Annotated in this window: 23 protein-coding genes; 8 read left to right on the top strand and 15 right to left on the bottom strand. The window is 44.8% G+C overall.

The window, feature by feature from the left end; genetic code table 11:
* Positions 1 to 111: 111 nt before the first annotated feature.
* From ACQKL6_RS11910 to ACQKL6_RS11900, 3 genes are all read right to left on the bottom strand, one after another.
* Positions 112 to 858 (bottom strand): amino acid ABC transporter ATP-binding protein, encoded by a 747-nt coding sequence (locus ACQKL6_RS11910; RefSeq protein WP_402957679.1) that lies wholly within the window; start codon positions 856 to 858, stop codon positions 112 to 114.
* A 14-nt stretch (positions 859 to 872) separates the two neighbouring features.
* A complete protein-coding gene (locus ACQKL6_RS11905; protein ID WP_402874253.1) occupies positions 873 to 1,532 on the bottom strand; it encodes an amino acid ABC transporter permease in 660 nt (219 codons plus the stop codon).
* 70 nt (positions 1,533 to 1,602) lie between these two features.
* Complete coding sequence (locus ACQKL6_RS11900) at positions 1,603 to 2,376, bottom strand: amino acid ABC transporter substrate-binding protein (RefSeq protein ID WP_427651152.1); 774 nt, start codon at positions 2,374 to 2,376, stop codon at positions 1,603 to 1,605.
* A gap of 288 nt (positions 2,377 to 2,664) precedes the next feature.
* Between ACQKL6_RS11900 and ACQKL6_RS11895 the strand changes: the two genes are divergently transcribed.
* Positions 2,665 to 2,991, top strand: coding sequence for a hypothetical protein (locus ACQKL6_RS11895; RefSeq protein WP_402874247.1), 327 nt, complete (start codon positions 2,665 to 2,667; stop codon positions 2,989 to 2,991).
* 49 nt (positions 2,992 to 3,040) lie between these two features.
* Here ACQKL6_RS11895 and ACQKL6_RS11890 read toward each other — a convergent pair whose 3' ends face one another.
* The 5 genes from ACQKL6_RS11890 to ssuD form a co-directional block, all read right to left on the bottom strand.
* Positions 3,041 to 3,940 carry an aldo/keto reductase gene (locus ACQKL6_RS11890; RefSeq protein ID WP_402957377.1) on the bottom strand — a complete coding sequence of 300 codons (900 nt, stop codon included), beginning with the start codon at positions 3,938 to 3,940 and terminating at the stop codon, positions 3,041 to 3,043.
* 22 nt (positions 3,941 to 3,962) lie between these two features.
* The gene (locus ACQKL6_RS11885; protein WP_427651164.1) at positions 3,963 to 4,598 is read right to left on the bottom strand and encodes a carbohydrate ABC transporter permease; all 636 of its coding nucleotides are present in this window, start codon (positions 4,596 to 4,598) and stop codon (positions 3,963 to 3,965) included.
* A gap of 190 nt (positions 4,599 to 4,788) precedes the next feature.
* Complete coding sequence (locus ACQKL6_RS11880; protein WP_402987402.1) at positions 4,789 to 5,664, bottom strand: carbohydrate ABC transporter permease; 876 nt, start codon at positions 5,662 to 5,664, stop codon at positions 4,789 to 4,791.
* Between the two features lie 70 nt (positions 5,665 to 5,734).
* On the bottom strand, positions 5,735 to 6,979 hold the full coding sequence (locus ACQKL6_RS11875; RefSeq protein ID WP_402957373.1) for an ABC transporter substrate-binding protein: 1,245 nt from the start codon (positions 6,977 to 6,979) through the stop codon (positions 5,735 to 5,737).
* A 28-nt stretch (positions 6,980 to 7,007) separates the two neighbouring features.
* A complete protein-coding gene (ssuD, locus tag ACQKL6_RS11870; RefSeq protein ID WP_402957371.1) occupies positions 7,008 to 8,054 on the bottom strand; it encodes an FMNH2-dependent alkanesulfonate monooxygenase in 1,047 nt (348 codons plus the stop codon).
* Positions 8,055 to 8,459: 405 nt separating this feature from the next.
* Between ssuD and ACQKL6_RS11865 the strand changes: the two genes are divergently transcribed.
* Both ACQKL6_RS11865 and ACQKL6_RS11860 read left to right on the top strand, forming a co-directional pair.
* On the top strand, positions 8,460 to 8,843 hold the full coding sequence (locus ACQKL6_RS11865) for a DUF302 domain-containing protein (protein ID WP_402957369.1): 384 nt from the start codon (positions 8,460 to 8,462) through the stop codon (positions 8,841 to 8,843).
* A gap of 316 nt (positions 8,844 to 9,159) precedes the next feature.
* Positions 9,160 to 9,921, top strand: coding sequence for a hypothetical protein (locus tag ACQKL6_RS11860; RefSeq protein ID WP_427651151.1), 762 nt, complete (start codon positions 9,160 to 9,162; stop codon positions 9,919 to 9,921).
* A gap of 96 nt (positions 9,922 to 10,017) precedes the next feature.
* Here ACQKL6_RS11860 and ACQKL6_RS11855 read toward each other — a convergent pair whose 3' ends face one another.
* The 6 genes from ACQKL6_RS11855 to ACQKL6_RS11830 form a co-directional block, all read right to left on the bottom strand.
* On the bottom strand, positions 10,018 to 10,779 hold the full coding sequence (locus tag ACQKL6_RS11855) for an SDR family oxidoreductase (protein ID WP_402874229.1): 762 nt from the start codon (positions 10,777 to 10,779) through the stop codon (positions 10,018 to 10,020).
* Between the two features lie 176 nt (positions 10,780 to 10,955).
* Positions 10,956 to 11,087, bottom strand: a complete 132-nt coding sequence (locus ACQKL6_RS11850) for a hypothetical protein (RefSeq protein WP_427651150.1) — start codon at positions 11,085 to 11,087, stop codon at positions 10,956 to 10,958.
* Between the two features lie 592 nt (positions 11,088 to 11,679).
* Positions 11,680 to 13,239, bottom strand: coding sequence for a SagB family peptide dehydrogenase (locus tag ACQKL6_RS11845; protein WP_427651149.1), 1,560 nt, complete (start codon positions 13,237 to 13,239; stop codon positions 11,680 to 11,682).
* A gap of 21 nt (positions 13,240 to 13,260) precedes the next feature.
* Complete coding sequence (locus ACQKL6_RS11840) at positions 13,261 to 15,195, bottom strand: TOMM precursor leader peptide-binding protein (protein WP_427651148.1); 1,935 nt, start codon at positions 15,193 to 15,195, stop codon at positions 13,261 to 13,263.
* Entirely contained in the window at positions 15,192 to 17,138 is a 1,947-nt protein-coding gene (locus ACQKL6_RS11835) for a putative thiazole-containing bacteriocin maturation protein (protein ID WP_402957357.1), read from the bottom strand. Before ACQKL6_RS11835 ends, ACQKL6_RS11840 begins: the two co-directional genes overlap by 4 nt.
* Before the next feature lie 137 nt (positions 17,139 to 17,275).
* Complete coding sequence (locus ACQKL6_RS11830; protein ID WP_402874214.1) at positions 17,276 to 17,521, bottom strand: hypothetical protein; 246 nt, start codon at positions 17,519 to 17,521, stop codon at positions 17,276 to 17,278.
* A gap of 322 nt (positions 17,522 to 17,843) precedes the next feature.
* Here ACQKL6_RS11830 and ACQKL6_RS11825 point away from each other — a divergent pair, with 322 nt between their 5' ends.
* The 3 genes from ACQKL6_RS11825 (at position 17,844) to ACQKL6_RS11815 (ending at position 20,735) form a co-directional block, all read left to right on the top strand.
* Complete coding sequence (locus ACQKL6_RS11825) at positions 17,844 to 19,313, top strand: serine hydrolase domain-containing protein (protein WP_427651147.1); 1,470 nt, start codon at positions 17,844 to 17,846, stop codon at positions 19,311 to 19,313.
* Positions 19,314 to 19,490: 177 nt separating this feature from the next.
* Entirely contained in the window at positions 19,491 to 20,126 is a 636-nt protein-coding gene (locus tag ACQKL6_RS11820) for a 2OG-Fe(II) oxygenase (RefSeq protein WP_402987094.1), read from the top strand.
* Between the two features lie 243 nt (positions 20,127 to 20,369).
* Entirely contained in the window at positions 20,370 to 20,735 is a 366-nt protein-coding gene (locus ACQKL6_RS11815; RefSeq protein ID WP_402874205.1) for a hypothetical protein, read from the top strand.
* Positions 20,736 to 20,885: 150 nt separating this feature from the next.
* Here the strand turns inward: ACQKL6_RS11815 and ACQKL6_RS11810 are convergent, their stop codons facing one another.
* Positions 20,886 to 21,428, bottom strand: a complete 543-nt coding sequence (locus ACQKL6_RS11810) for a hypothetical protein (protein ID WP_427651146.1) — start codon at positions 21,426 to 21,428, stop codon at positions 20,886 to 20,888.
* 271 nt (positions 21,429 to 21,699) lie between these two features.
* Here ACQKL6_RS11810 and ACQKL6_RS11805 point away from each other — a divergent pair, with 271 nt between their 5' ends.
* Positions 21,700 to 22,884, top strand: a complete 1,185-nt coding sequence (locus ACQKL6_RS11805; RefSeq protein ID WP_427651145.1) for a YhgE/Pip domain-containing protein — start codon at positions 21,700 to 21,702, stop codon at positions 22,882 to 22,884.
* 54 nt (positions 22,885 to 22,938) lie between these two features.
* Positions 22,939 to 23,484: a PadR family transcriptional regulator gene (locus tag ACQKL6_RS11800; RefSeq protein ID WP_427651144.1), complete on the top strand. Its 546-nt coding sequence runs from the start codon at positions 22,939 to 22,941 to the stop codon at positions 23,482 to 23,484.
* Positions 23,485 to 23,543: the final 59 nt, after the last annotated feature.

The following is a 23,543-nucleotide window of genomic DNA, read 5'->3' as shown; positions in this document are numbered from 1 at the left end:
TTTCATTCGACTCAAAAATAAGAAATCCTGCATAATCGCATGTGAAAGATGGACAAATTGTTCATGAAAAAGGCGCTCCCCATTGGAAACGCCCCTGATCGATACTATGAATTATTTAAAACTGCGTTTCAGGAAGGCTTTCGTCCGGTCATGCTGTGGGTTCGTCAAGACGTCGTCCGGGTGTCCGGATTCGATGATTTCCCCATTGTCCATGAAGATGACCCGATTGGCCACTTCTTTGGCGAATTCCATTTCATGTGTGACGACGACCATCGTCATGTGCTCTTCAGCCAGGTCCTTCATTACTTTCAACACTTCGCCTGTCAATTCCGGATCCAAGGCGGAAGTCGGTTCGTCGAACAGCAGGATTTCAGGATTCATCATCAGAGCCCGGGCAATCGCTACCCTTTGTTTTTGACCACCGGAAAGCTGGGCCGGAAGTGCCGATGATCGATTCGAGAGCCCCACTTTCCCCAATAACTCGGTGCTTCGTTGCTGGATGACGTCATAAGATTCCTTTTTGGCCATTTTTGGAGCGATTTCAAGATTTTCTTTGACCGTTAAGTGCGGGAAAAGGTTGAAATGCTGGAACACCATCCCCATTTTGGAGGTGATTTGCTTGAGTTCTTTCGGATTCGAGTAAACCCCATCCTTCACCATATATTCGCCGGAGACAGCAATGCTGCCACCATTTATTTCTTCAAGATGGACGAGGCTGCGGAGCATCGTGCTTTTCCCGGATCCCGAAGGACCGATCACGGCGACTACATCGTTCTTATTCACATCCAATGTTATCCGTTTTAGTACATCTAGCTTACCATATGACTTTTTGAGGTTGGACACTTCAAGGATAGCCACATTCACCACTCCTTCTATTCGATTTTGTATCGTTTTTCGAGCCATTTAAAGAACATCGTTAATACGAGTGTAATCAACAGATAAATGATTCCTGCCAAGAAGAACGGAACGATCGTAAAGTCACGGTTCACCGCAGTCTGGGCAAAGTGTAGCAATTCCGGTACAGCCACGGCATAGAGCAACGCGGTATCTTTGACCAGTGTGACCGATTCATTCGAGACCGCAGGAAGTGCGACACGGAACATTTGCGGCAGGATGATTTTTCTCATCGTTTGCCATTTATTCAATCCAAGCACTTGGGCGGCTTCATATTGACCTTTTTCAACTGCCAACAGACCGCCGCGGAAGATTTCGGCGTAATAAGCTGCATAGTTCAAGATAAAACCTAAACAAGCTGCAACGAAACGATCCAACACCATGTATTCACCAATTACGGGCAGCATCGGCAATCCAAAGCAGATAAATAACAATTGTAGCAAAAGCGGCGTACCGCGCATCAAGTAGATGTAACCCTCAGCAAGCCAAGCGACAGGCTTGAATTTACTCCTGACAAGAAGGGTTAGCAGGAAGCCCAGTGGAATGGAAACGACAATGGCAATCAAAAACAAGAGGACCGTTATTTGGGCCCCTTCTAGCATGGGCTTCAGTATGGAAGTAAGATAATCTATAGACATGAATCGATTCCCCCAAAAACAAAACAGGGTTCCCAAAAGGAAATCCTGTTTGCCTAATATTTGTTCGTTCTTATTTTAATACCTTATTTTCGCCAAACCATTTCTCAGAGATTTTAGCGGCTGTGCCATCTTCATTCATTTCATCCAGTGCTTTTTGAAGGTCTTTCAGAAGATCTTCCTTTCCTTTTTTCACGCCTACTCCATATTGCTCCGGAGAAAGTGATTCATCCAGTACCTTGAATGTAGCTTCTTCTTTGGACATATAATAATCAATGACCACTTCATCAATGACTACGGCATCCAAACGGCCAGCCTTCAGGTCACTTAGGGCCAAGACGTTATCGGAGTATTCCGTGATCGTCTTGACCTCGGATTTAATCGGATTAGCATTCAATGCATCTGATGCGGAAGAAAGCGATTGAAGACCGACGACTTTACCTGCTAAATCATCAAGCTTAGTCAACTTGGAATCTTCAAGCGTCACGACCACCTGTGCATTTTCCAAGTAAGGTTTTGTGAAAAGGACCTTTTCCTTACGCTCATCCGTAATGGTGTACCCGTTCCAGATAAGGTCGATCCGTCCACTACTTAACTCGGATTCTTTCGTTTTCCAGTCAATTGGTTGAAATTCAGCTTCTACACCCATTTTTTCAGTGGCGGCTTTGGCATAATCGATGTCAAAACCAGTAATTTCATTATCCTCGTCACGGAATCCCATCGGGGCAAATTTATCATCGATTCCAATCACTAGCTTGTCTTCTTTTTCCCCATCATTGGAGGAACAGGCTGCAAGAAGTGAAAACATTGCGATTATCGTTAATATGAATATAGTTGAACGTTTCATTTCAGAAAAACCACCTTTGGCTGATTGTTGTTCTCTATGCTTTAGTTTACTAATGTACTAAAGTTAACATACACTAAAACTGATTGTCAACGGAATTTTTCAGGATGTTAGTCCCTCCTCGAAACCAAGACCATTCCCCCACTCCTGCCTGACTTCTTTGTACCTTCACACTCAAAATTTCAAACTTCTTGCAAAAAGTATGGAAAAACGGCAACAAGAGTTTTACTATTATTCTTGGGTATATATTCAATACGTATTTTGATTGAGCTAGATAGGAGAAGAGTGAGCATGAACAGACGCGAAATAATCGTGAAAGAATTTAAAAACAAGCCTTATAATAAGCAGTATCTCCTTTCTTTTCTAGAATCGTTGGGTTACAAAGACATAGAGGTTACGTTGACGGATGATAAGAAGTATTTGAGATACTATATGAAAGAATCGGAAGAGGCCAGAACCTTATTCATCAAGTGTGACCCGGCTGGAACGATCAACCAGATATCTTTATATAAAGGAAATCTTAAACAGTTTAAATCCGCTCCACTCGGCTACGGGTTATTATTACTAGCCATTGTCGTTGTGGCTATCGGCACTTGGTTCTTGATGACCAGATTTTAACCATAATAAAAAGGCAGGCACCGATAGAGGCGCCTGCCTTTTTTTTGCATCAATCCACATCCCGGCCACGAGAGCTGACCCAGATTTCATACCATTGCTGCCTGTCGAGCTTAAGCGATAGGCTATTAACCGCTGATTGAATGCGTTCAATCCGTCCGGATCCCACGATTGGCATGATACCAGCCGGATGCTTCATCAACCATGCGTACATGACTTCGTCAATATCGTTCGCCCCGATCTCAGCCGCGGTTTTCTTCAGCGCGTCTCGCACCCGGATTGCCTTTTCCGTTTCACTGGTGAAGATAAGTCCCTGATTGAGCGGCGACCAGGCCATTGGCGGCATCTTCTTCTCGATGCACTGGTCCAGTACGCCATTCTCGAAGTTGTCTCGGTACATGACGGAAAGCTCTACCTGGTTCGTCACAAGCGGCATGTCCAAGGATGCCTGAAGCATGTTCACTTGTGATGGAAGATAGTTGGATACGCCAAAATGCCTGACTTTCCCTTGTTTTTTCAAAAGTGTAAAGGCTTCCGCTACTTCATCGGGATCAAGGAGCACATCCGGGCGGTGCAACAAGAGGACATCAATATAGTCCGTGTTCAGTTCCTTTAAGGATCGCTCGGCCGATTCGATGATATGCTCCTTGCTTGAATCATAGTGATTGAGCGAGAAGCCATTTTTGCCATTGGCGAGCTTAATGCCGCACTTCGTCACGATTTCCATTCGGTCCCGAAGGTCGGGTTTCACTTTCAGCACCTTGCCGAAAAGCCCTTCGCATGTGTAATCACCGTAAATATTCGCGTTATCGAAGGTAGTGATTCCCAACTCGAGACATTGCTCGGTCAGAGTTAAGAATTCCTGTGTGGACTTATTCCAGTCCGCCGCCCTCCAGTGCCCGTGGACGATCCTTGAAAAAGACAATCCTTCTTGCAGTGTAACTCGTTCCATAACCGACACCTCTTCCTATTTATTAGCCTTTCACCGCTCCGGCCGTCATGCCGGCGATGAAGTACTTTTGCAAAAATACATAGATAATGACCATTGGCGCTGAAGCAATGATGACTCCCGTAAACAGAAGCGGATAATTCGTCATGTATTCACCCTGGAATTCCAGTAAGGCAAGCGGCAGGGTCTTGAACTCGTCTTGTGTGATGAACAGAAGCGGATATAAGAGATCGTTCCAGTGCATCACGAACAGGAAGATCGCCGTTGCCGATAAGGACGGCAGGGATAGTGGCAAGACAATGCGGGTATACATCTGCCAGTTGCCAGCACCGTCCATGATGGCTGCCTCGAATATCGTCTTCGGCAGGGACTTCATGAATCCGGTCAGGATGAACACCCCGACTGGCATCGTCACCGCTATATTGACAATCATCAACCCGACAAGGCTGTTCGTCAATCCTAAATCATACATGAGCTGATAAAGCGGAATCATGTTCGTTTGGGCGGGTACCATCATTCCGAGTGCGAAGAAACTGAACAATAGTCCACCGGCCCAGCCACCCATCCTCACAATTGAAAAGGCAATCAGGCTGGCAAAAAACAAGGTCAGGATGACGGATACCAACGTGACGGTCAAGCTGTTCTTAAAGTAGGTTCCCATCGACTGGTCGATGAACACATTGACATAATTATCGAACTGAAAGGATTCCGGCAACCCCAGCACATTGCTGTACATTTCAGACATTGGCTTGAACGTCGACAGGAAGATCGTCAGGATCGGAATGATGATCAATGACGCATAGAGAAGCATCAGTACCGTTTTTGAAAGTTTCATAGCTGCGGTCTCCCCCCTAATAGTTTACTCGATCGGCCCGTAAGGCTTTGAATTGTATATATGTAATAACTGCCATCAGAATCATGAACAGGACCGATTCAGCTGAAGCGTAACCGAACTTGAAGCTACGAAACGCCGTGGTATAGATGAAGGTTGCCAGAATTTCCGTCGAGTAGTTTGGCCCCCCTTTGGTCATCGCGAAGATCAAGTCGAACGCCTTGAACGACTGAATCGTCGTATAGGCAATGACGATGGTCGCTGCCGGTGCGACAAGCGGCCAGGTGACAGTAAGGAACGTCTGCCAGCGGTTGGCCCCTTCAATTTTTGCCACCTCATACAATTCGCTTGGAATCGCCTGAAGTCCGGCGACGAAGATGATCAGCATCTGCCCCGTATGGAACCAAACTTGAACGGCTGCAATCGAGAAGATGGCGATATCCTCATCTCCCAGCCAATTCTGTGAAAGAGACTCGAGGTTCAGGCCAGAAAGCAGGCTTGATAATAACCCCATGTTCGGGTCATAAATGAAGGTCCAGATGAACGCGACCGATACCGAGGAAAGGATCGTCGGGAAAAAGTATAACGCCCGGAGAAACACATTGACCTTCGTGTTTTTGATCAAAAATAAGGCGAACAGCAGCGACAGGATCGTCTGGAAAATCACGACGAACAGCATGAACTTGATGTTATTCGTAAAGGCCTTCGCAAAAATGCTGTCCTCGGTCACTAGCTTCACATAGTTATCGAACCCGACGAACTGATAATCGGGTGTGATGCCATCCCAGTTTGTGAAGGAATAGAAAAGCGCGCTAAGCGTAGGATAGATGAAAAAGATGAGATACATAAGTAAACCTGGTGCAATAAACAGGAACAATCGTTTATTCTTCTTCAGCACGATGCACAACCTCCCCTAACAGACAAAAGAAAGAGAGAGAGAAAGATCTTCTCCCTCCGTACGCTTTTCATTCATCGATATTTTGTTTGACGATTTTCTGGGCGTCACTTGCCGCTTTATCCGGTTCCGTGCCGCCGATGACTGCCTGGATGGAAGACAGGACGGCTTTTTCCACGTTCGCGTTGGTGATGGTATATCTTGGCTGGAATCTTGTATTTTTATCCATCCATTCTGTTGAATCCTTCAGAATATCGGACTCATACTCGACATCGTTCAGTGTTAAAAGCTGGCCCGTTTCATTGGCATAGGCCGACGCGTTTTCAGGCTCTGTTAAGAAGTCGATGAACTTCTTGGCTGCTTCTTGTTTCTTCGATTTGCTGTTCACCGCCAGCATGAAGGTTGTCGTATGGACGCCTTCGAATTTTGCCTCATCCTCTGAAACCGTAATCGGTGCCAGCATCTTCAGCTTGATATCCGGATTGAGTGCCTGGATGTTCGCCATCGCGAAGGACCCAGTCCCCAGCATCGCCGCTTTTTCCTGTGCCACCAAGGCAATGGCACCGTCATGCTTCACGCTTAAGGAGTCTTTTGAAATGTATCCTTTATCAACTAGCTCCTTAAATTGCGACAGGGTTTTGACCCACCATTCTTCAGTCAGCTCATTCTCGCCATTAACTAATTTTGTGAAAACTTCTTCGTCCGGAGCATTGTTCATGACCATCGAGTTGATCAGCTGACCTGGGCCAATATCGGCTCCTGGGAAAGCGATGGGCAGGTAGCCCGCCTTTTTCAACTTTTCGCATAGGGCAAGGAAGCCATCCCAGTCCTTGGCAGGTTCTAGTCCCAATTTTTCAAAAAGGCCGACATTGTAAACGGGCTGGTTGAAGACAAGCTGAAGCGGAAGCGCCAATTGCTTCCCGTCATCCTGTCCGGCTTCAATCAGACTTTCATTGAATTTCCCAACAAACTCTTCACCGCTAAGATCCGTGAATAGATCGGCTTTCTTCAGAATCTCAAATTGCGATCCCGGGAACGCCGTGAAGACATCCCCTGTCGAGCCGTCCTTCAGGATGGTCTGGGCAGTAGATTGGTATTCCTCGGACGGGTATACCGTCATATTGACTTTGATATCCGGGTTTTCTTTTTCGAATTTAGAAATTTGCTCCTTGAAGGCCTTGTTGTCTTCCCCACGCCAGTGGATGAAGCTGATTGTCGTTTTCCCGCCGTCGTCTGTAGAGCTTTTCGAAGAACATCCGATGACAAGGACCGCCATCATCATACATATAAATAAAACCGAAAACTTTCTTTTCATGTGATTCCCCCCTATCTTTCTTCTCTTTTCAATCCTTTAATTTTGGAAAAAGCAATTCCGCAACCCTATATGATTCTTCCAGGTGTGGATAACCAGATAGAATGAAAGTGTCTACACCCGCTTCCTGGTACTTTTTCATATTGCTAGCCACTTGGTCGGGATTTCCCACCAAAGCCGTTCCTGCCCCTTCCCGGGCCAAACCGATTCCTGCCCAAAGTCCAGGACTGATTTCAAGCGAATCCCTGTTTTTGTACGAGATATCGCTCATCCTGTTCTGCGCATTGGAATCGAAGCCAGCCATCTTCTTTCTCATTTCATCAATTGTATGTTGATCTACATACTTGATTAGTTCATCCGCTGCGGCCCACGCTTCCTCCTCCGTCTCCCTGACGATCACATGAAGCCTTATGCCAAACTTCACCTCTCGCCCTTGTTGTTTCGCCAACTCCCTTACCGTGTCGATTCTTGTTTTGACCACATCGACCGGTTCACCCCATGTCAGATAATGATCGACATGCTTCGCCGCCACTTCATAAGCAGAAGCTGATGTCCCGCCAATGTATAAGGCCGGAGATTGCTTTGGAGTGGAAGGATGGAGTTGACTATTCTCAATATTAAAATAATTCCCTTTAAAGGTTACGGATTCCTGCTTAAATAATTGATTCCATATAGATAAAAACTCGCCGCTCATTTCATAGCGTTCATCATGAGTCAAATGGAGACCGTCCCCTGCCAATTCCTTGGGGTCCCCACCCTGTACGATATTCAGCAGGAGGCGTCCTCCCGAAATTTTATTAAGAGTTGCCGCCATCCGCGCAGCAACGGGCGGAGCGACGAATCCGGGGCGGACCGCAACCAGGAATTTCATCCGTTTCGTCAATGGGACAAGACTCGACGCGATCACCCATGAATCTTCACAAGCAACCCCCGTAGGCAGCAGTGCACCGTCAAATCCGAGCGTGTCGACAGCCTTTGCCACCTGCTCAATATAATCAAACGTGACCTCACGCTTACCATGCTCCGTACCCAAATACCTGCCTTCTCCCGCCGTCGGTAAAAACCAAAAAACCTCCATGCCTATATCCCCCTTTTAAAATAAAAAAAACCAAACGCAAATCGCCCATATAATAATATGAGACGATGCCTTTGGTTTTCCAATCAGCTAATTATTCTTATTTGTTTACTGTGTTTTATAATTACTAGCTAGTATAGTCGGATTGTCCCACTGTGTCAAACCTTTTTTCAATTAGGCATCTCCCTGTTATTTAATGCCTGGGAGACGGTTTGGTGAAGATGAATTCTTGACAGGAGTGTCAATCCTTTAACATTAGAAGAAAGAGCAACAATCATAGATTCCCCTCATGAATAGTTAAATGGAGCTGACTATTTCTCCGTTTATGATTTTCGCTATAGGGAATACCATAAATGAATGTACCATTCTAAAACTACTATTTTTTCATTAAGAAACGGAGAGTGAATGATGTTCGATTATACGGTTTCAACAGAGAAAAGCTTAGAACAAACCATTGCCTCATTAGAGAAAAATTTAAAAAGTGAAGGGTTCGGAGTATTGTGGAATTTTAATTTAACGGCAAAGCTTCAGGAAAAAGGCATGGAGTTTAATACTCCATATACGGTGTTAGAAGTATGTAATCCGAAAGAAGCTCAACATATCCTTTCGAAAAATCTGCTAGCTGGGTATTTCTTGCCATGCAAAATCGTGGTTTATGAAGATAATCATGTCATAAAAGTGGGAATGCCAAAACCTTCATCCTTGATTGAAATGCTTCAGAATGATGATATGAAAGCATTCGCCCTGGATATTGAAAAACGGTTAATTGGTTGTATCGATCGCAGCATTTAAGCCTTTGATAAAATGTCCATATACATCAAAAGACGGAAAGAAAAACAAATAGTTTTCATTTCCAATCATCGAACTATGTGGATCAGCTAACCCTCTCTTGCTGCTGTTCACCAGTTACAACTGCTTTTCATTTTGGATTTCAGACATTAACACTGAACGTTTATTTTTATTAGTTTGAGTTTTGACGGCTATCAAACCGGTTAGTTGGAGACGGCTCCCCCTGAACAATTGAAATTTTTATCATAAATATAGTTAGGGAAGATAACAAAAAAAGAAAAGAGGGATTACGCTGAAATATCTATTCTTTTTAACCTTCATGATGGTGATGATGACTGCTTGCGGAAATGAAGAGAAAGAGGCGGTACAAACGCAAAATCCTGAACAAACGGTAGATGTTGAAACAGATAAGGAGCAAACGGAAGAGGTAAAGACAGAAACAAAAGAAGCGGATAAACCGAATACGAATGTAGCAAGTGATAGCAAAGCTGAAAAAGCAGATTTCCAAAGTATCATTCCAAGTGACTGGGGCATTAAGCTACCAACAGATTTCCCTGTGACCAAAGGAAAACATTTAACGGCTATCGCGTCTTCAACTCAGAATAAAGCGACTTTTACATTTTATAACACAGATAAACAACTAGAGATTAACGATCCAAAGATAAAAGAAACCGGGCAATTAGTTGGCAAGTTGGTCATGACTCAATATGAAACGGAAAAAGCAGCAAGTGAGGAAATAGATCAAACCGTTTTCACAGATGGTGAAGCTGTTGATTTAGGGCATGGCATAACGGGGTATCAGGATGCAGGAGCAGGTTCATTATTTACAAGTTGGAATGAAGGACGCTGGGCCATTATAGCCCGTTCCACAACAGAAAAGTCAGAAGAAAGCTTAGCGACAGCGAAGGAAACTGTAGAATTTTTGGAAACGCATATGATGCCTGTTCCTAAGAAATATGGGCAATTGCATATCGATGCAAACGATACAGGCAGCCTTGCAAAGTGGCAAAAACAAAAGTTTGTTTATACGCTAACCGATTTTGGTGACAACACGCTTAATTGGCTGGTTACCTTTAAATAAATAACTTGTCACCACCGGATGTTTTCTATATGAACTTTAGTACCTTAAGAAGGCCGCTAATTGGCGGCCTTCTTTGTATGATCATTATAACCTTAACTAAAATGCTGCGGTCCAGCCTGCATCTGCGGTTATGACTGTGCCATTTACGAAGCTTGAGTCGTCTGAACCCAGGAATAGGGCCACTTTTGCAATTTCTTCAGATTGACCTGCACGAGGGATGACAGATTGTGGGATCTTCGTACGGCTTGAACCAAATTCATTCAGATTTTTCATGCCGGCCGTAATATTGGTCATGACAGCTCCGGGAGCGATGGCATTACAGCGAATCCCTTTATTGGCATACATAAAGCCTGTATTTTTTGTAAATCCGACCACTGCATGCTTTGAAGCCGTATATGCAGCGCCGGCATGCGCTCCGTTCAGTCCACCGGTAGAAGCCGTATTGACGATGACACCTTGTCCTTTTTCCAAGAAAATCGGCAAGGCCTTACGGGTGGCACGCATGACACCTTTTGTGTTGATGTTAAAGATTCTATCCCATTTATCATCATCGATATCACCCGCTGGTTCGAAACCATCCATAATTCCTGCGTTATTGACCAGGATATCTAATGTGCCATATTCTGATACAGCGGTATCAATCATATGATCAATATCTGCTTGTTCCCCGACATTTACTTTTATCGCTTTAGCCGTTCCGCCATTACTTTCGATGGCATCTGCGACCTTTTTCGCACCATCCATATCAAGGTCTGCGAGAATGACTTTGGCTCCTTCTTTAGCATACAATTCCGCAATCGCTTTCCCCATACCCGATGCTGCACCTGTTACCACGGCTACTTTATTTTGAAGTTTCATATTTATCCCTCCTATTAAGGTTTTTCAATCAATGAATGCGTTCATAGCTTTTCCAACCCTCCTGCTTTTCATGTACTGTACCTCTGGGTAACCACCAAACAATTTTCTCCTATGTAAAAAAAGGGAACTGTCTCCAGTTCCTCAAAAAGAATAGAATTTTTTTCTAAGGCCTGATTTTATACCAGCTGTTCAATCACGATGGATGCACTTAGGACAGCTGCAGCCCCTGGACTGCTTATCGTATTATTCAGTGTAGTCGCCCCGTCGATATTACGTAAAGTAAGAACGGTACCAGCAGGTAATGTCACGATAACTTGTCCGCTATACGTTTGGTTACCAGATCTACTGCCATAATTGGAACCAGCTATTTGAGCCGCTCCAGCGAATAAAGCGAATGCTGACGTACCTTGTTGTGGAAATACTTCATACGTGATGAGGTACGTGCCTGTTTGCGAAATCGTAATCGCTGCGCTCCCCGGAGTATGAACAACGAACCCTGGAGGTACGATGCTTCCGTGGCTCCCGTGGCTCCTGTTGCTCCCGTGGCTCCTGTTGCTCCTGTTGCCCCTGTGGCTCCTACTCCTCCAGAAACCCTAACTTGTACATTTTGTTTGATAATTTGTGAGTTTCCTTCGCACCGACATTTTTTGTGCCCACAGTCCTTGCACTTCTTTGATTTGCAACGACAATCACTATGGCCACATTTACTACATTTACTCAATATCTTCACTCATAAAATAGTTTCTCACTATCTTATGAGTGAAGAAATCAATTGGATTGGACAAACTCTCTATCTCTTCATAAAAGAAAACCCCTCTTTATGAAAAAAGTAGGGGTTGAGTTGGATCCATTCATTTGGTATTCAAGAGTTTATTTTCCCCACATTCCTCCATCCAGAAGCTAACCATGCAAACTTCCTTTTAGCCAAGGTCGCCCCCGATACGGTCCGATTGGGACTTGGATGAGCGTTGTTTTTTCATGCAGTCCTTTTTTATAAATGTCATCACATACGTTCACATCGAACCCAAGCAAAGGATGACCTCCCATATCCAAGGCTGTCGCTACTAAAAGTAATCGTTGGACGAGCATCCCCGCTTCCATCTGTTGGATGCGGTATCCCCTGTAGCCTAGCTCCTTTTTGCGGTGATCTCTATTCCCTGCGACATGCAGGCAGATTGGAACTTGCAGTAAATTCACATTATCCAGTGACATGGCGTATTGCAACTGAGTTCGCTGATCACCTTGTTGCACCAGCCGTAGTGCATGATTGGCTCTATCATAAACATAAGCACCATCTGAAATATCTTCCACTTGATGCAAACAGGCATAAATGGAGACATCGTGTTCTTGCTTCTCATCCACATCATTCGTATACGAAAAAGATGCCGAAGCCTCTTGCAACAGTGTGGCGAGTTGAACCTTGCTCACCTTCCCTAAAACGAAATCCATTTCCGGGGAAAACCGCTTACGGCAAATAGTAGCCAGGTCATACGACAACCGCTCCACCGCTGGCAAATCTATACTCCCCATACCTTTTCCACTTCGCGCTTCCTTTGCTTCAATTCCCTGAAAGGAACAAGTGGTTTCGATTATGGAAGCTTCATTCATTTGGACCAACATTGGGTACTCTATGATTTTCTGTGACCGTTCGTAGTGGGTACGCGCTATCGCAGGAAGTGCCTTACATAATTCAACCGACGTGACGGCACGTTTTATTTCCCTTTCAAATGCCACTTCATTTGTAGCTTCCACAGATAAAAGAATGGCGGCATATGTGCTTTCTTCTTGTTCAGATAATCCAATTAAGTGATTAATGGCCCGGTCCAGGAATTGAAAGGACACGCCAGTCGAGAAGCCGAACTTCTTCGCCACCTCCAATAACTGACCCATCAGGACACCTGCGTCCAATCCTTGCAGGCGATAGGAAAAATCGTGGTACTTATAGAAGTTTTTCCAAAACATCGTCGACACGAAGACCGTTCCGAAACACGTTGTCATATCGCAACGACCGCCAAGTGCCTGGTCCAGATAGTCATCAAAATTACCTTCCCGCACTAATACCAAACGATGGTGTGCCACATCATAATGGTACACGCCAGCAGGCAACTCCTCGATTTTCAGGTAGATGTACAGTTCGTTTGGATACAATGCTCCCCCTGAAGGCGCAAAACGGCGGAACGACTGCATGAAGTCCATTTGTTCCGGATCATTCATGAACTGGCTCACTTGAGCAAGGCCGAATACATACCAAAGAAAGTGACCGATAGCCTTGAAGTCGGGCTGGGATGATGTTTGGCAGGCTTCCAATGTCAGCGGCACTTCCGGCGAAAAAGGGAACACAGGCAAGTCACGGTAAAGTTTATAGGAAAGTGGCGCATCCTCCCAATCGACTTCCCAGTCAGGCGGTCTGACCTTCGCTGTGTCAAACTGAAGATTATGCAAAAATTGATCTAGATTCATCCCCTGCCTCCTTACCACCGCTTATGGAAATGGATGCGGATCTTGATTAAGCTGTTCGATTGTCAGCGGCTGCTTCGCATATCCTAGTTCCACGGGAACCTGCAAAACCCTATCGAGTCCTGTAACGCGGGTCAGGTGATGACCGAATGTCATCGGCAGCATGCCCGGTATCAGCACTTTCACGCAATGTAACCCGTTCTTTTTCAGTTCTGGCGTCGTTTGATCCACGACAAGCACATCAAGGCCATGCTGTTGCAACTGTAAAAGCACGTCCTGTAGGTCATCCATTAAGTCGGCATGTTTCACCCCGGCCAAGAACTCCTCGTCGAACGTATGCAACGGCCGTCGATCATCCAATAAAAAGTGCAACCGTTCTTCCGCTTGCCGTAACCCAAACAGCATGCCATGATCATCCATCTGCTGGACTAGGTACGGGTCAGCGAGCATCTTCTCATACTCTTCCTGATTGGCCTCGAATTTATCGTCAAGGGTCAGCATCATGCCCGCCAACTCATGAATCGCACTTTTCGCCGCCCGGACGGGATCCAAATGGGCACCACCCGCGCAAATGAGATTCAATCCTTTTCGTTTCCTGTTTTTCGCCATCGCCCAGACACTTGGAATGCCATGTTCCATCGTCGCGTTATACAAATGGATGTCATATCCCGCCGCTGCACGTGCCCGGTCCATCATCAATGCCAGTTCTTCGTCATTCGCCGAATACGGGTCAAGGCGGGGAAGCGGGAGCTTAGCGTACCAGGTCAATAGAAAAGAATCGCGTTCCACCACTTCGAAAATCCCGTACAAAATCGCCTCTTCCAAACTGCCTCCTAACGCGCAGCCATTGGACGTTTCATAAACAAACCCCTCCCCGCAGCCCAAGCTATAATAAGCCACCAGCTCTGGAACCAAAATTGGACGCTCTTGTAAAAAAGAATAGCTCCAAACCCAGTTGATTGGGGAATCCGGATGAAACCGCTTGAAAGGAAAATCAGGCAGATCATACATTTCATCGGTATGAACACCAAGCTTGCTGGGATCCAGGGCCTCATCTTTCAGATTATTGTAGCTGTCATGGACAACGGTCCGCTTTCCCCGTGGTTCAAGACCACAATACCGCTCCAATCCTTCCAAAATCGCAGTCATCTCGCTAACCGCATAGGAATTAGTCCGCCCCGCTGTCCCTTCATCCCCCATGAACAAAGGAAGACTCACACTGACATCGGCAAATGGCGGCACAAGATCGACCATCTTATTATTCAGAAAACCCATCCGGGGATCGAGATAATCCTTGGCCAGCACCTGACTTAGCTCAGTCATTGAACGGGTGCGGTAGCCATCGGGATCCACCTTCGGACTTGGTTGTAACGAAATTCGGGCCGCCCTTGAAGAATCATCGGGAATGGGACTACAGACCGGGCAGATTGGATCCGCTAAAAAAGGATGCCAGGAAATATTCAGTGTCTTCATGTTGATCAAGGCTACAGCATATTCCGACCGGGCCCCAGTCCCTTCCGTCACCCGCTGCACCTCTTCTCCAATCAGGTAAGCCATTTGTAACAGTCCCGTGCGCGATGCCGCCGGGTCATCTTGCTTCCCTCCATTCTCCTGCAATTGCTTTTGGATGGCCCACATTTCTTTCCGATCGCGCCCCGCCATGAGATGCCGTAGATCCGCGCATTGCGAGCACCCTTCCTTCTCCATCCACACTAGTGGCCCAACCATCCCTTCACCAAATGACACAAAGCCCCGTAACCATGGAATGTCGAGGACTTCCTCCGCCTTTAGGTGGGCAGAAGGATCCCAGGCATCCTGCAGCACGAGAGCCAGGTCAGCCGTTTCGGGTATCTCTGTCAAAAAGTCGACCTGGTGAATGATTTCGTATTGGACTGACAATATTCCGTACACCAGGTCCGCCAGCACTCCTTCTCCGACCATCAAGATGACAGGCTTCACCTTGATCCCTCCTCTCGCAGCAACACACCAAATACCCCTGCCAGCTCCTCTTTCAAAACAGGTTCCAATTCCAGTTCGAAGGCCAATAGCCGCTTTCCGTTCCAATCCAGCACTTGCAAGGCCTCCTGTAGCACTTCCGATTCTCTTGATCCTTCATACGACGCAATCCTAAGTGTCAACGGCGTCCTTTTTTCCATTAGTACAGATGAAGCTCTCAAACCCTGCTTCTTGTAGCCCCCCTTTTCGTTTTGAATGACCATGAGTGCCTGCTGTAAAGCATTCCGTAAAGCCTGTGTACTATTCAACCCTACACATCCGTACCACTCATCCCCCGTACCGACCCATACGACAGGGAAACCGAATACTTCCTCTCCTAACGCAATCACGGGGTCACCTGCCATTCTAGTCAACGCCTGCAAGTAATACCGGCAGCGCTCATCGTCTATGACCTCCAACTGAATTCGACCACAGGCGTGCTTTTCGTTGCTTCGCTTGGTTAATTCCTCGTCCAAACACTTGTACAACCCCCGGCACATACACTCCGCGAACGTCTCTCCCGTACCAACTCCGACGAATCCTTCTACACCTACTCCATCCCATTGAGGTAAAGTCGGACCAAGATGGCTGACCGTTTCCGTGGCATACACTTCGACTCCCGTTAAGCCCGCTTCCCTCCTCGCTTCTTCATGCAATAATTCCGAGCAAATGATCGCTGGCAACAATTCAGTTGGACCCTCCGACATCGGGTCAACCACTTGGACACGGCATTGAGCTAACGGCAGTTGCTTCAGTTCTCCTTCTTCCCAGCTATGGAAGATGCCCGATTGGCTGGAAGTCATTCGGCCAAAGGACATAAACAACTTTCCCCGTTCGCCTCGGCTTGATTGCTGGTTCAATCTCAAGTCGAAATCCGTCACCCATCTTGCAGCCGCCGTGCCCGTGACAAACGGGTGGGGCAAAAAGGTGTGCCAGCTTCCTTCCAAGGTTTCCATATCAAGCAGGTAAAGTTGATTGCTCTGATCCGATTCGCTCACTCCCGTACTCCTTTTGAATAACTCGAACGCCAGTACATTTGCGAGGAGCGCACCCGCCGTGGAGGAAAAAGAGGCAACCTCTTGATCGGTAATCAGGGAAGACTGATGTAAACGGCGCCAGGCAGACTCCCAGCAGGAAAGCGATTCCCCGTTCACCATCGGACCGGCAAGACCAATTTGATTCAGACTCAGTGCAGGGAAAAACATCTTCTCCTCTTGCCTGCAGGCCGCGTGCAGCGCCCGCAGTTCCTCCACCTCTCCATCTTGTGACACAGACACGATATAATCATATGGCCGGATTATTTCCTGCCAAGCTCTTTCCCCCTCCTGATTCTGGGAAACCTCCTCCACCACCACGTCCTCATCTGTTGTACGGAAATGGGCAACAATTTCCTTCAGTCGCTTTCTATTCGTCGATTTCGAATCCTTTATATGAATATGAAAAGCAGGCAATCCAGATTCAAGCAACGCGGATACCAGTGATACGAAAAACGGACCTGAGCCAATCGCCAATACTTTCAGCTGACGATAATCCTGAAAACGACGGGCTCCCGAATCGCCGACACTATCCAAAAACGCAATCTGAGACGCATACTTATCCACAATCCGATCCGTCAACTGGTGTGGGGCATCTTGACTGATATCCCGAACGAACCCGTTCTTGTACAGAACTTCGGCAATCTCCATGACCCGATTCCGGTATGGCCCAGGCAATCCATCCGTCAAATCACTCAATGCATGTTCCCCGTTAAACATGGGTATTAACTGTTCAATCCATTGAACGATGGTACGTCCTTCCATACGGAAAGAACTTACATTATTCCGAAAATACACTCCCCCATTTGGTTCAGGGAGAAAAAACGTATCCCTATTCACTTTCAGACGCATAGAAGGGGTCAAATTCTTCATCTCGAACCTCCTAACCAACAAGCTTTACTTAGCTATCCCTCTAATCGTATGTATGACAATTTGTCTCTTATGTCTAATTCCATGGAGAAAAGCCCCTGCAGGCATTCTGCAGGGGTCGGTTCTTCTCTGAAAATCGATTAGCGACCGCAACGACCGCAGCGTCCACACCCTCCGCAACGTCCACATCCGCCACACCCTCCGATGCCTCCGAAGAAAAAGCATCCGAAACAACCAAGGCAACCAAAACACCCTAACGGGATAAGACGGGAATCTTCCATGGAATGCTGATGCTGAAATTGATTCGGATCCCAAGGGACCGGCTGACTGGCCTGGAACTGTGGGTCGACATTCAACATTTGAAGCTGATTTTGAAACTCATTCATGTATAAAACCTCCATATTTGAATTAATGAAAAATAACGAAGGAGTACTGAAAAAAAATAGTCTATAGGTTTTTCAATCTTTCAAGTACTCCTCCACACAAAATATGTACTCGGAATGGGTATTGCTACTGATTCAGATGCCCATTTTCATGCATTCCCCCGAAATCTTCACGGAATATTTACTTATCAAAGGCGAACAGCAAAGTAGTGCACGAGCCATCAACGAATCTATTTATCTGGAATTCATTGACCCACTTTTGTTAAATCCTTACAATGATTCAAGAAAGATATTTAGCACTTGATAGAGAAAGGAAAATGAGAAGATGCGAAAAAGACATAAGATAATTAGTTTCATACTGACCATACTGCTCGTCCTGACAAGTGTTTCCGGAGTTGTGTTGGGAAACGAACAGGCGTCAAGAAAACTGGATTCTTCCGCTATTGATGAGTTTATGGCAAATGAAATCGAGCGGCTCAAGATTCCGGGAGCTTCATTGGCCATCGTAGAGGGAGATCGGGTGGAATACGTGCAAGGATATGGTGTGGCCAACCAAAATGGAACTGAAATGACTTCGGAAACCCCCATTGTTCTTGGGTCCGTCAGTAAATCATTTACGGCACTTGCCCTTATGCAGTTAGTGGATCAGGGAAAAATACGAGTACAAGATCCCGTGCAATTGTACATCCCCTGGTTTCATCTTGACGATAAGGAGGCTTCTCGGAAAATCACGATTCAGCACTTACTGAATCATACGAGCGGTCTTTCCACATATGACGGCCAAGTGGCTATCTCACAGGGAGATAAGACATTGAAAGAACATGTCAAAGGCTTGGCAGAGATTGAATTGAAGCACCCTGCCGGTGACCGCTATGAATATTCGAATCTAAATTACAACATCTTAGGTTTAGTCATTGAGGAAGTGACAAATCTATCATATAAAGACTATCTAAATGAATTCATATTCAAGCCGCTTGAAATGAAGAATACCTACGCTGACCCTAAAGATGTTGCAAACCATGCCATTGCGGGCGGTTATCAGACGGTATTTGGATGGAAGCTACCGACCAAGCAATTGAAACACGAGGGATCGGTTCCTTCCGGTTACATCATTTCTAGTGCGGAAGATATGGCAAATTATATGATCGCCCAATTGAATCATGGCACATTCAATGGAAAAGGCATTTTATCGAAGAATGGCATGAACACCTTGCATCAGCCATCATCATACATAGGGGATGATACGTACTACGCAATGGGATGGGAAGTGAAGGATGATGAAATCTCCCATAATGGATGGACAGAAAACACCTACTCAAAAGTGATCTTAGACGGGCAGTATGGCATCAGCTTACAGATTAATTCAATGGATTATTTCAACCTCAATGAATATGATTCGATCATAAGCGGAGTGAACAAGCTCGTACATCATGAAGAACCCCCTAGCCCCACTGACCACCCATTTATGAAATATGCAGTGATTGATCTGATTATATTGGGATTCGTGACCCTGATTGTCTGGTCAGTCTATAGAATATTCAAACCTAAATCACGAGAAGTACACGGATTCCTCCGTATTCTCCATATGATGTTCCTCGTCATGGTTTACTGGCTGATTCCGTTGAGTATTTTGATCAATTTCCCTTATCTATTCGGTCCTTTATCTACAGTTACACTATTTGCTCCTGGAATCGGTCACCTATTATTTGGACTGCCTTTGCTTCTATTGATTGTGGGAGTCGTTACATTGGGGAAAGGCATACGAACTGCGCGGAAAACCCATTTGAATGCATGAAAAACGATGGTGGGGATTCACACCATCGTTCCACAAAAACCTTTCGTACTAATAATATATACCAAAGTAAAAAATTTCCGTTATTCGAAAGGTTCGTGATATAATCATTTATCGCTAAAAAGCTAAATAGACTGATGGATTTTTCCGAAAATTCATTCATTAAGGGAGTGAACGACCATGGATAACAAAGAACAGACTATTTTCACCCATAAGGGAAATACAATCAAAACAGAAGATAGAGAGATTACGATCCTTACTAGATTAGAAGAACCGCTCATCGCCGTTTTGGGGAATGTGTTAAGTGACGAAGAATGTGACGAATTAATCAGTTTGTCCAAAGATAAACTGAACCGTTCCAAAATCGGTGATACACGCGAAGTAAATGAGATGCGGACAAGCAGTAGCATGTACTTCCAGGACAAGGAAAATGACCTCATCACGACCATTGAAAAAAGAGTTTCTTCTATAATGAATGTACCCGTTGAACATGGGGACGGTATTCAAATTCTAAAGTATACACCTGGTCAAGAGTATAAGGCCCATTATGATTTTTTCGCATCTTCTAGTAAAGCTGCAAAAAATAATAGAATTAGCACCATCATCATGTACTTGAATGATGTGGAGGAAGGCGGGGAAACGTTCTTTCCTAAACTAAATCTCTCTGTATCTCCCCAAAAGGGAATGGCCGTGTACTTCGAGTATTTCTATGATGATCAACATGTAAATGAACAAACCTTACACGGTGGAGCCCCGGTCATAACAGGAGAAAAATGGGTAGCGACACAATGGATGAGAAAACAGAAACAGATCTAGACAAAAACTTCAATGCCGGTGTGCCTTCAAACTGTAAGTAGAGGTAAAAGGTAGGCTTTTGGGGAAAGCATCCTCCCAAAAGCTGAGAACAAACCCCTCTCTTCAGTCTTTTTTTATTTTGGTTCTATTACCGATGAACGAACGGTAATAAAAGAAGGGCTAGATATAGATATTACATGGGTTGCTGTTGGAGCAATCGAAATTAGAGAGGAGAACATTCCTATTATTTTAAAGAGAAAACTATTGACTGCTTTTCTTAGTAGTTTGTTATTTGCATTGGTCCTTTCATCGCTTGGTGGCTTTGATTTGAATGCATTTATGAATTTATATTATTTAAATCTTATGATTGTCATTATCTACGGAGTGATCACTTCCTTCTTTAGTGACTGGCTGAGTAGGCAGATTTCTAAAAAGGCTTACACTCGTGAAATTCTCTCCTTCTTATTTCACTGTTTATTCGGATTCGTCTTACAAATCCTAAGTCTTGTTTCTGCCATCTCATTCTTTATTGTTGACCGTCTATTAGCAAAAGTGAAAATTGGATGGCTATCCGTTATCATAGCCTTTGTCATCGTCGTGCTAGTATTTATCCTTATGATGAATAGGTAGACCACTGACCTGGCAAGTCGGTAAAACGATGACTTCCCCTAACGAGGGCATTCGTTCCATAGGATTCATCAAAGAAGACCACTTATTCGGTGATCTTTTTTATTTGTTCAAAAATCCCCTTGTGTTCCGAATCGTCCACTCCTTCGAGAATCATTTATGACTTGTGTGCTGTTCCTCCTTCACATCCATCACCAATGTATCGAATAATTCACCATCCGAATAAACCAAAATGGCCCATTCACCCGCATCCGGCAACATGACATTCGAAGGTACACTCCCATCGGCTCCATTCACGGCACTACTCCCCGTCAAGCTTCTGGACCACTCTCCATCAATTAATACGGAATGGATGGTTGACGTGTTCCGATGATATCCGACGAATGTCGCTACGCCCTTATCCATTCCCCAAAAATGCCACAACCATTTTTCCACTTTATTTGCCTTTAATTCAGGCCCTATGATGCCAAGCCTGTTTTCGTTACCGATTACCTTGGCGTTTGTCGATGTACGAAATTCGACAGCTTTCCGCTCCCAGTCAATTTGATTTAGGTCTTTATCCGTTACGAAACTTGGAGTCTCATCAATCACGCTTACCTCGTCTGTTTTCTCCGGTTCTTGCACCTTGGATGAGGTACATCCACTAATCACGAGTAAACACACTAAACAAGCTATATAAGCGATTTTACTTTTCAAAAAAGCTCCCCCTGCCCGAAATATTTTACATATAATCCCATTATACACAACACAAAAGCAAAACAGTAACCATACTGTAAAAACCAGACTTACATACATATACACTCACGCTTAGCACCAGCGACATAATGGAGACTTTCCTAATGTTAGTATCGTAATTTTTTATTGACTTTAAAAAAGGATTCGAGTAGACTGATGAAGCGGTTAAATTAAAGTACTCAAATTAAAGTAGTTAAACCAGAATATATTTGAAGAAGGATGGATGCAACAAATGAAGTTTAAATATAAACATTTCTTAAAGACACAAGGTTCCATTGCTGCCATTTTCATGGGGATTTTCTATGGCCTTTGTATGCTAGGCATTTTCTTACCTGGTTATTCGGCCATTCCAGGAAATATCGATCAATTGCCGGTTGCCATCGTCAATGATGATGCTGGTGAATACGGAGACAAGATTGCCAGCCAATTGAAAGAAAACTTACCGTTTAAAGAAATCGAAACAGATGTAACAAATAAACAAGCGTTAAAAGATTTAAATAAGAATGATTTAGCGCTAGTCGTACACATCCCGAAAACATTCTCTGCCGATATGCAAAATGGCGAAACGTCATCAAGCATTGACTTTACAGTGAATGAAGCAGGACCAACCGTTGTTTCCTCAACTATGACTTCAGTCGTTACGGAAATTAACAATCAGTTGAGCGCACAATTCTCACAACAAACCGCTCAAGGCGTATTGATGAACTTCAATTTACCGGAAGAAAAAGCGGCTGAAATGGCGAAACAAATCGAAACGGCGTATTCAGGAAACATCGTCACGATCAATGAAGTGCCAGATGGCATGCACCACAATATGTTACCGATGTTCTTGACGATGGCAGGATATGTAGGTGCCATGATCGGTGCGATGCAATTAGTGACCTCATTCAGACAGAGCCGTGGAAAAGCGAGCAAGACACGACTATTCATGTATGTACAAATGACTGCCTTATTGGTTGCCGTTGTTTCATCATTCGTTGCCCTAGGCATCACTTATTTAGTGAATGAACCAAGTGGAGACCTATTCCTCAGCACGCTAGGTCAACAAATTTTGAACTATATGGTATGTTTCAACTTTACAGCCATTTTGGTATTCTTGGTTGGAGATGGTGGTATGGTGTTAAACATCCCGATCTTATTAACACAAACCATCGCAAATGGTGCCACCGTGTCACGTGATATGATGTATGCGCCGTATGAATGGATGAGCCACATTTCACCTATGTATTACTCGGTGCAAGCATACTTTGCCAACCTATATAGCACCACGAGTCCAAGTCCGTTTATTTGGTCCATGGTAGCCGTCGGTCTGGGTGCCATGTTCATCAACATGCTCATCGTGGCCTTTGTCCACAAAAAAGTCCCAATGGATAATCAAGTGGTACAACAGGAAACGGAAGCTGCAAAGACCGCTTAAATTCCCGCTTCGTTTGCTATAATAAGGATAACCATTTTCTGAAGGAGCTTAGAGATGCCCATTCAAGTTTTCATATTGAGCAAACTGATGAAGGATAATAATTATCCATATAAATTAAAAAAGCAACTGTCTGAACCCATCCCTTTCGATCAACTGGGTGGGCTGACGGAAAGTAAGCTGTATTACCATTTTGATTCGCTAGTCAAACAAGGCTTAATCGAGATAGTCGAAATCATTAAAGAAGATCATCGACCTGATAAACAAGTATTCGGGATTACGGCTAAAGGCCGTGAAGAACTTCCGAAGAAAATCTATAAGTTGTTTGAAAATGCCAGTTCCATTAGTGATATGGTGGTGGGACTTGCATACCTCAAATATGTAGACCGTGATAAGGTAGTCGAAATCCTGAAAAACAACAAAAAGAAGTTCCTTGCAAAGTGGGAACAAATTTCGGATTTTGAAAAACAGATCAAGATGGAAAAAGACCATGATAAAGAAAAGCTAGTGGAATATTTAGGTGAATACTTTTCATCCAGAGCAGATCACACCATTTACTGGCTTGATGAGGTAATTAAACGGATTCAACAAGGGGAATTATAAAGAAAAAACTGTACCTCCGATTGTTAGACACACCTAACAATCGGAGGTACAGTTTTTTT

Source organism: Peribacillus sp. NPDC097197, from assembly GCF_050278025.1.
GTDB lineage: Bacteria > Bacillota > Bacilli > Bacillales > DSM-1321 > Peribacillus.
Note: the sequence above shows the minus strand (reverse complement) of the source record. Positions and strands in the feature narration are given on the sequence as shown.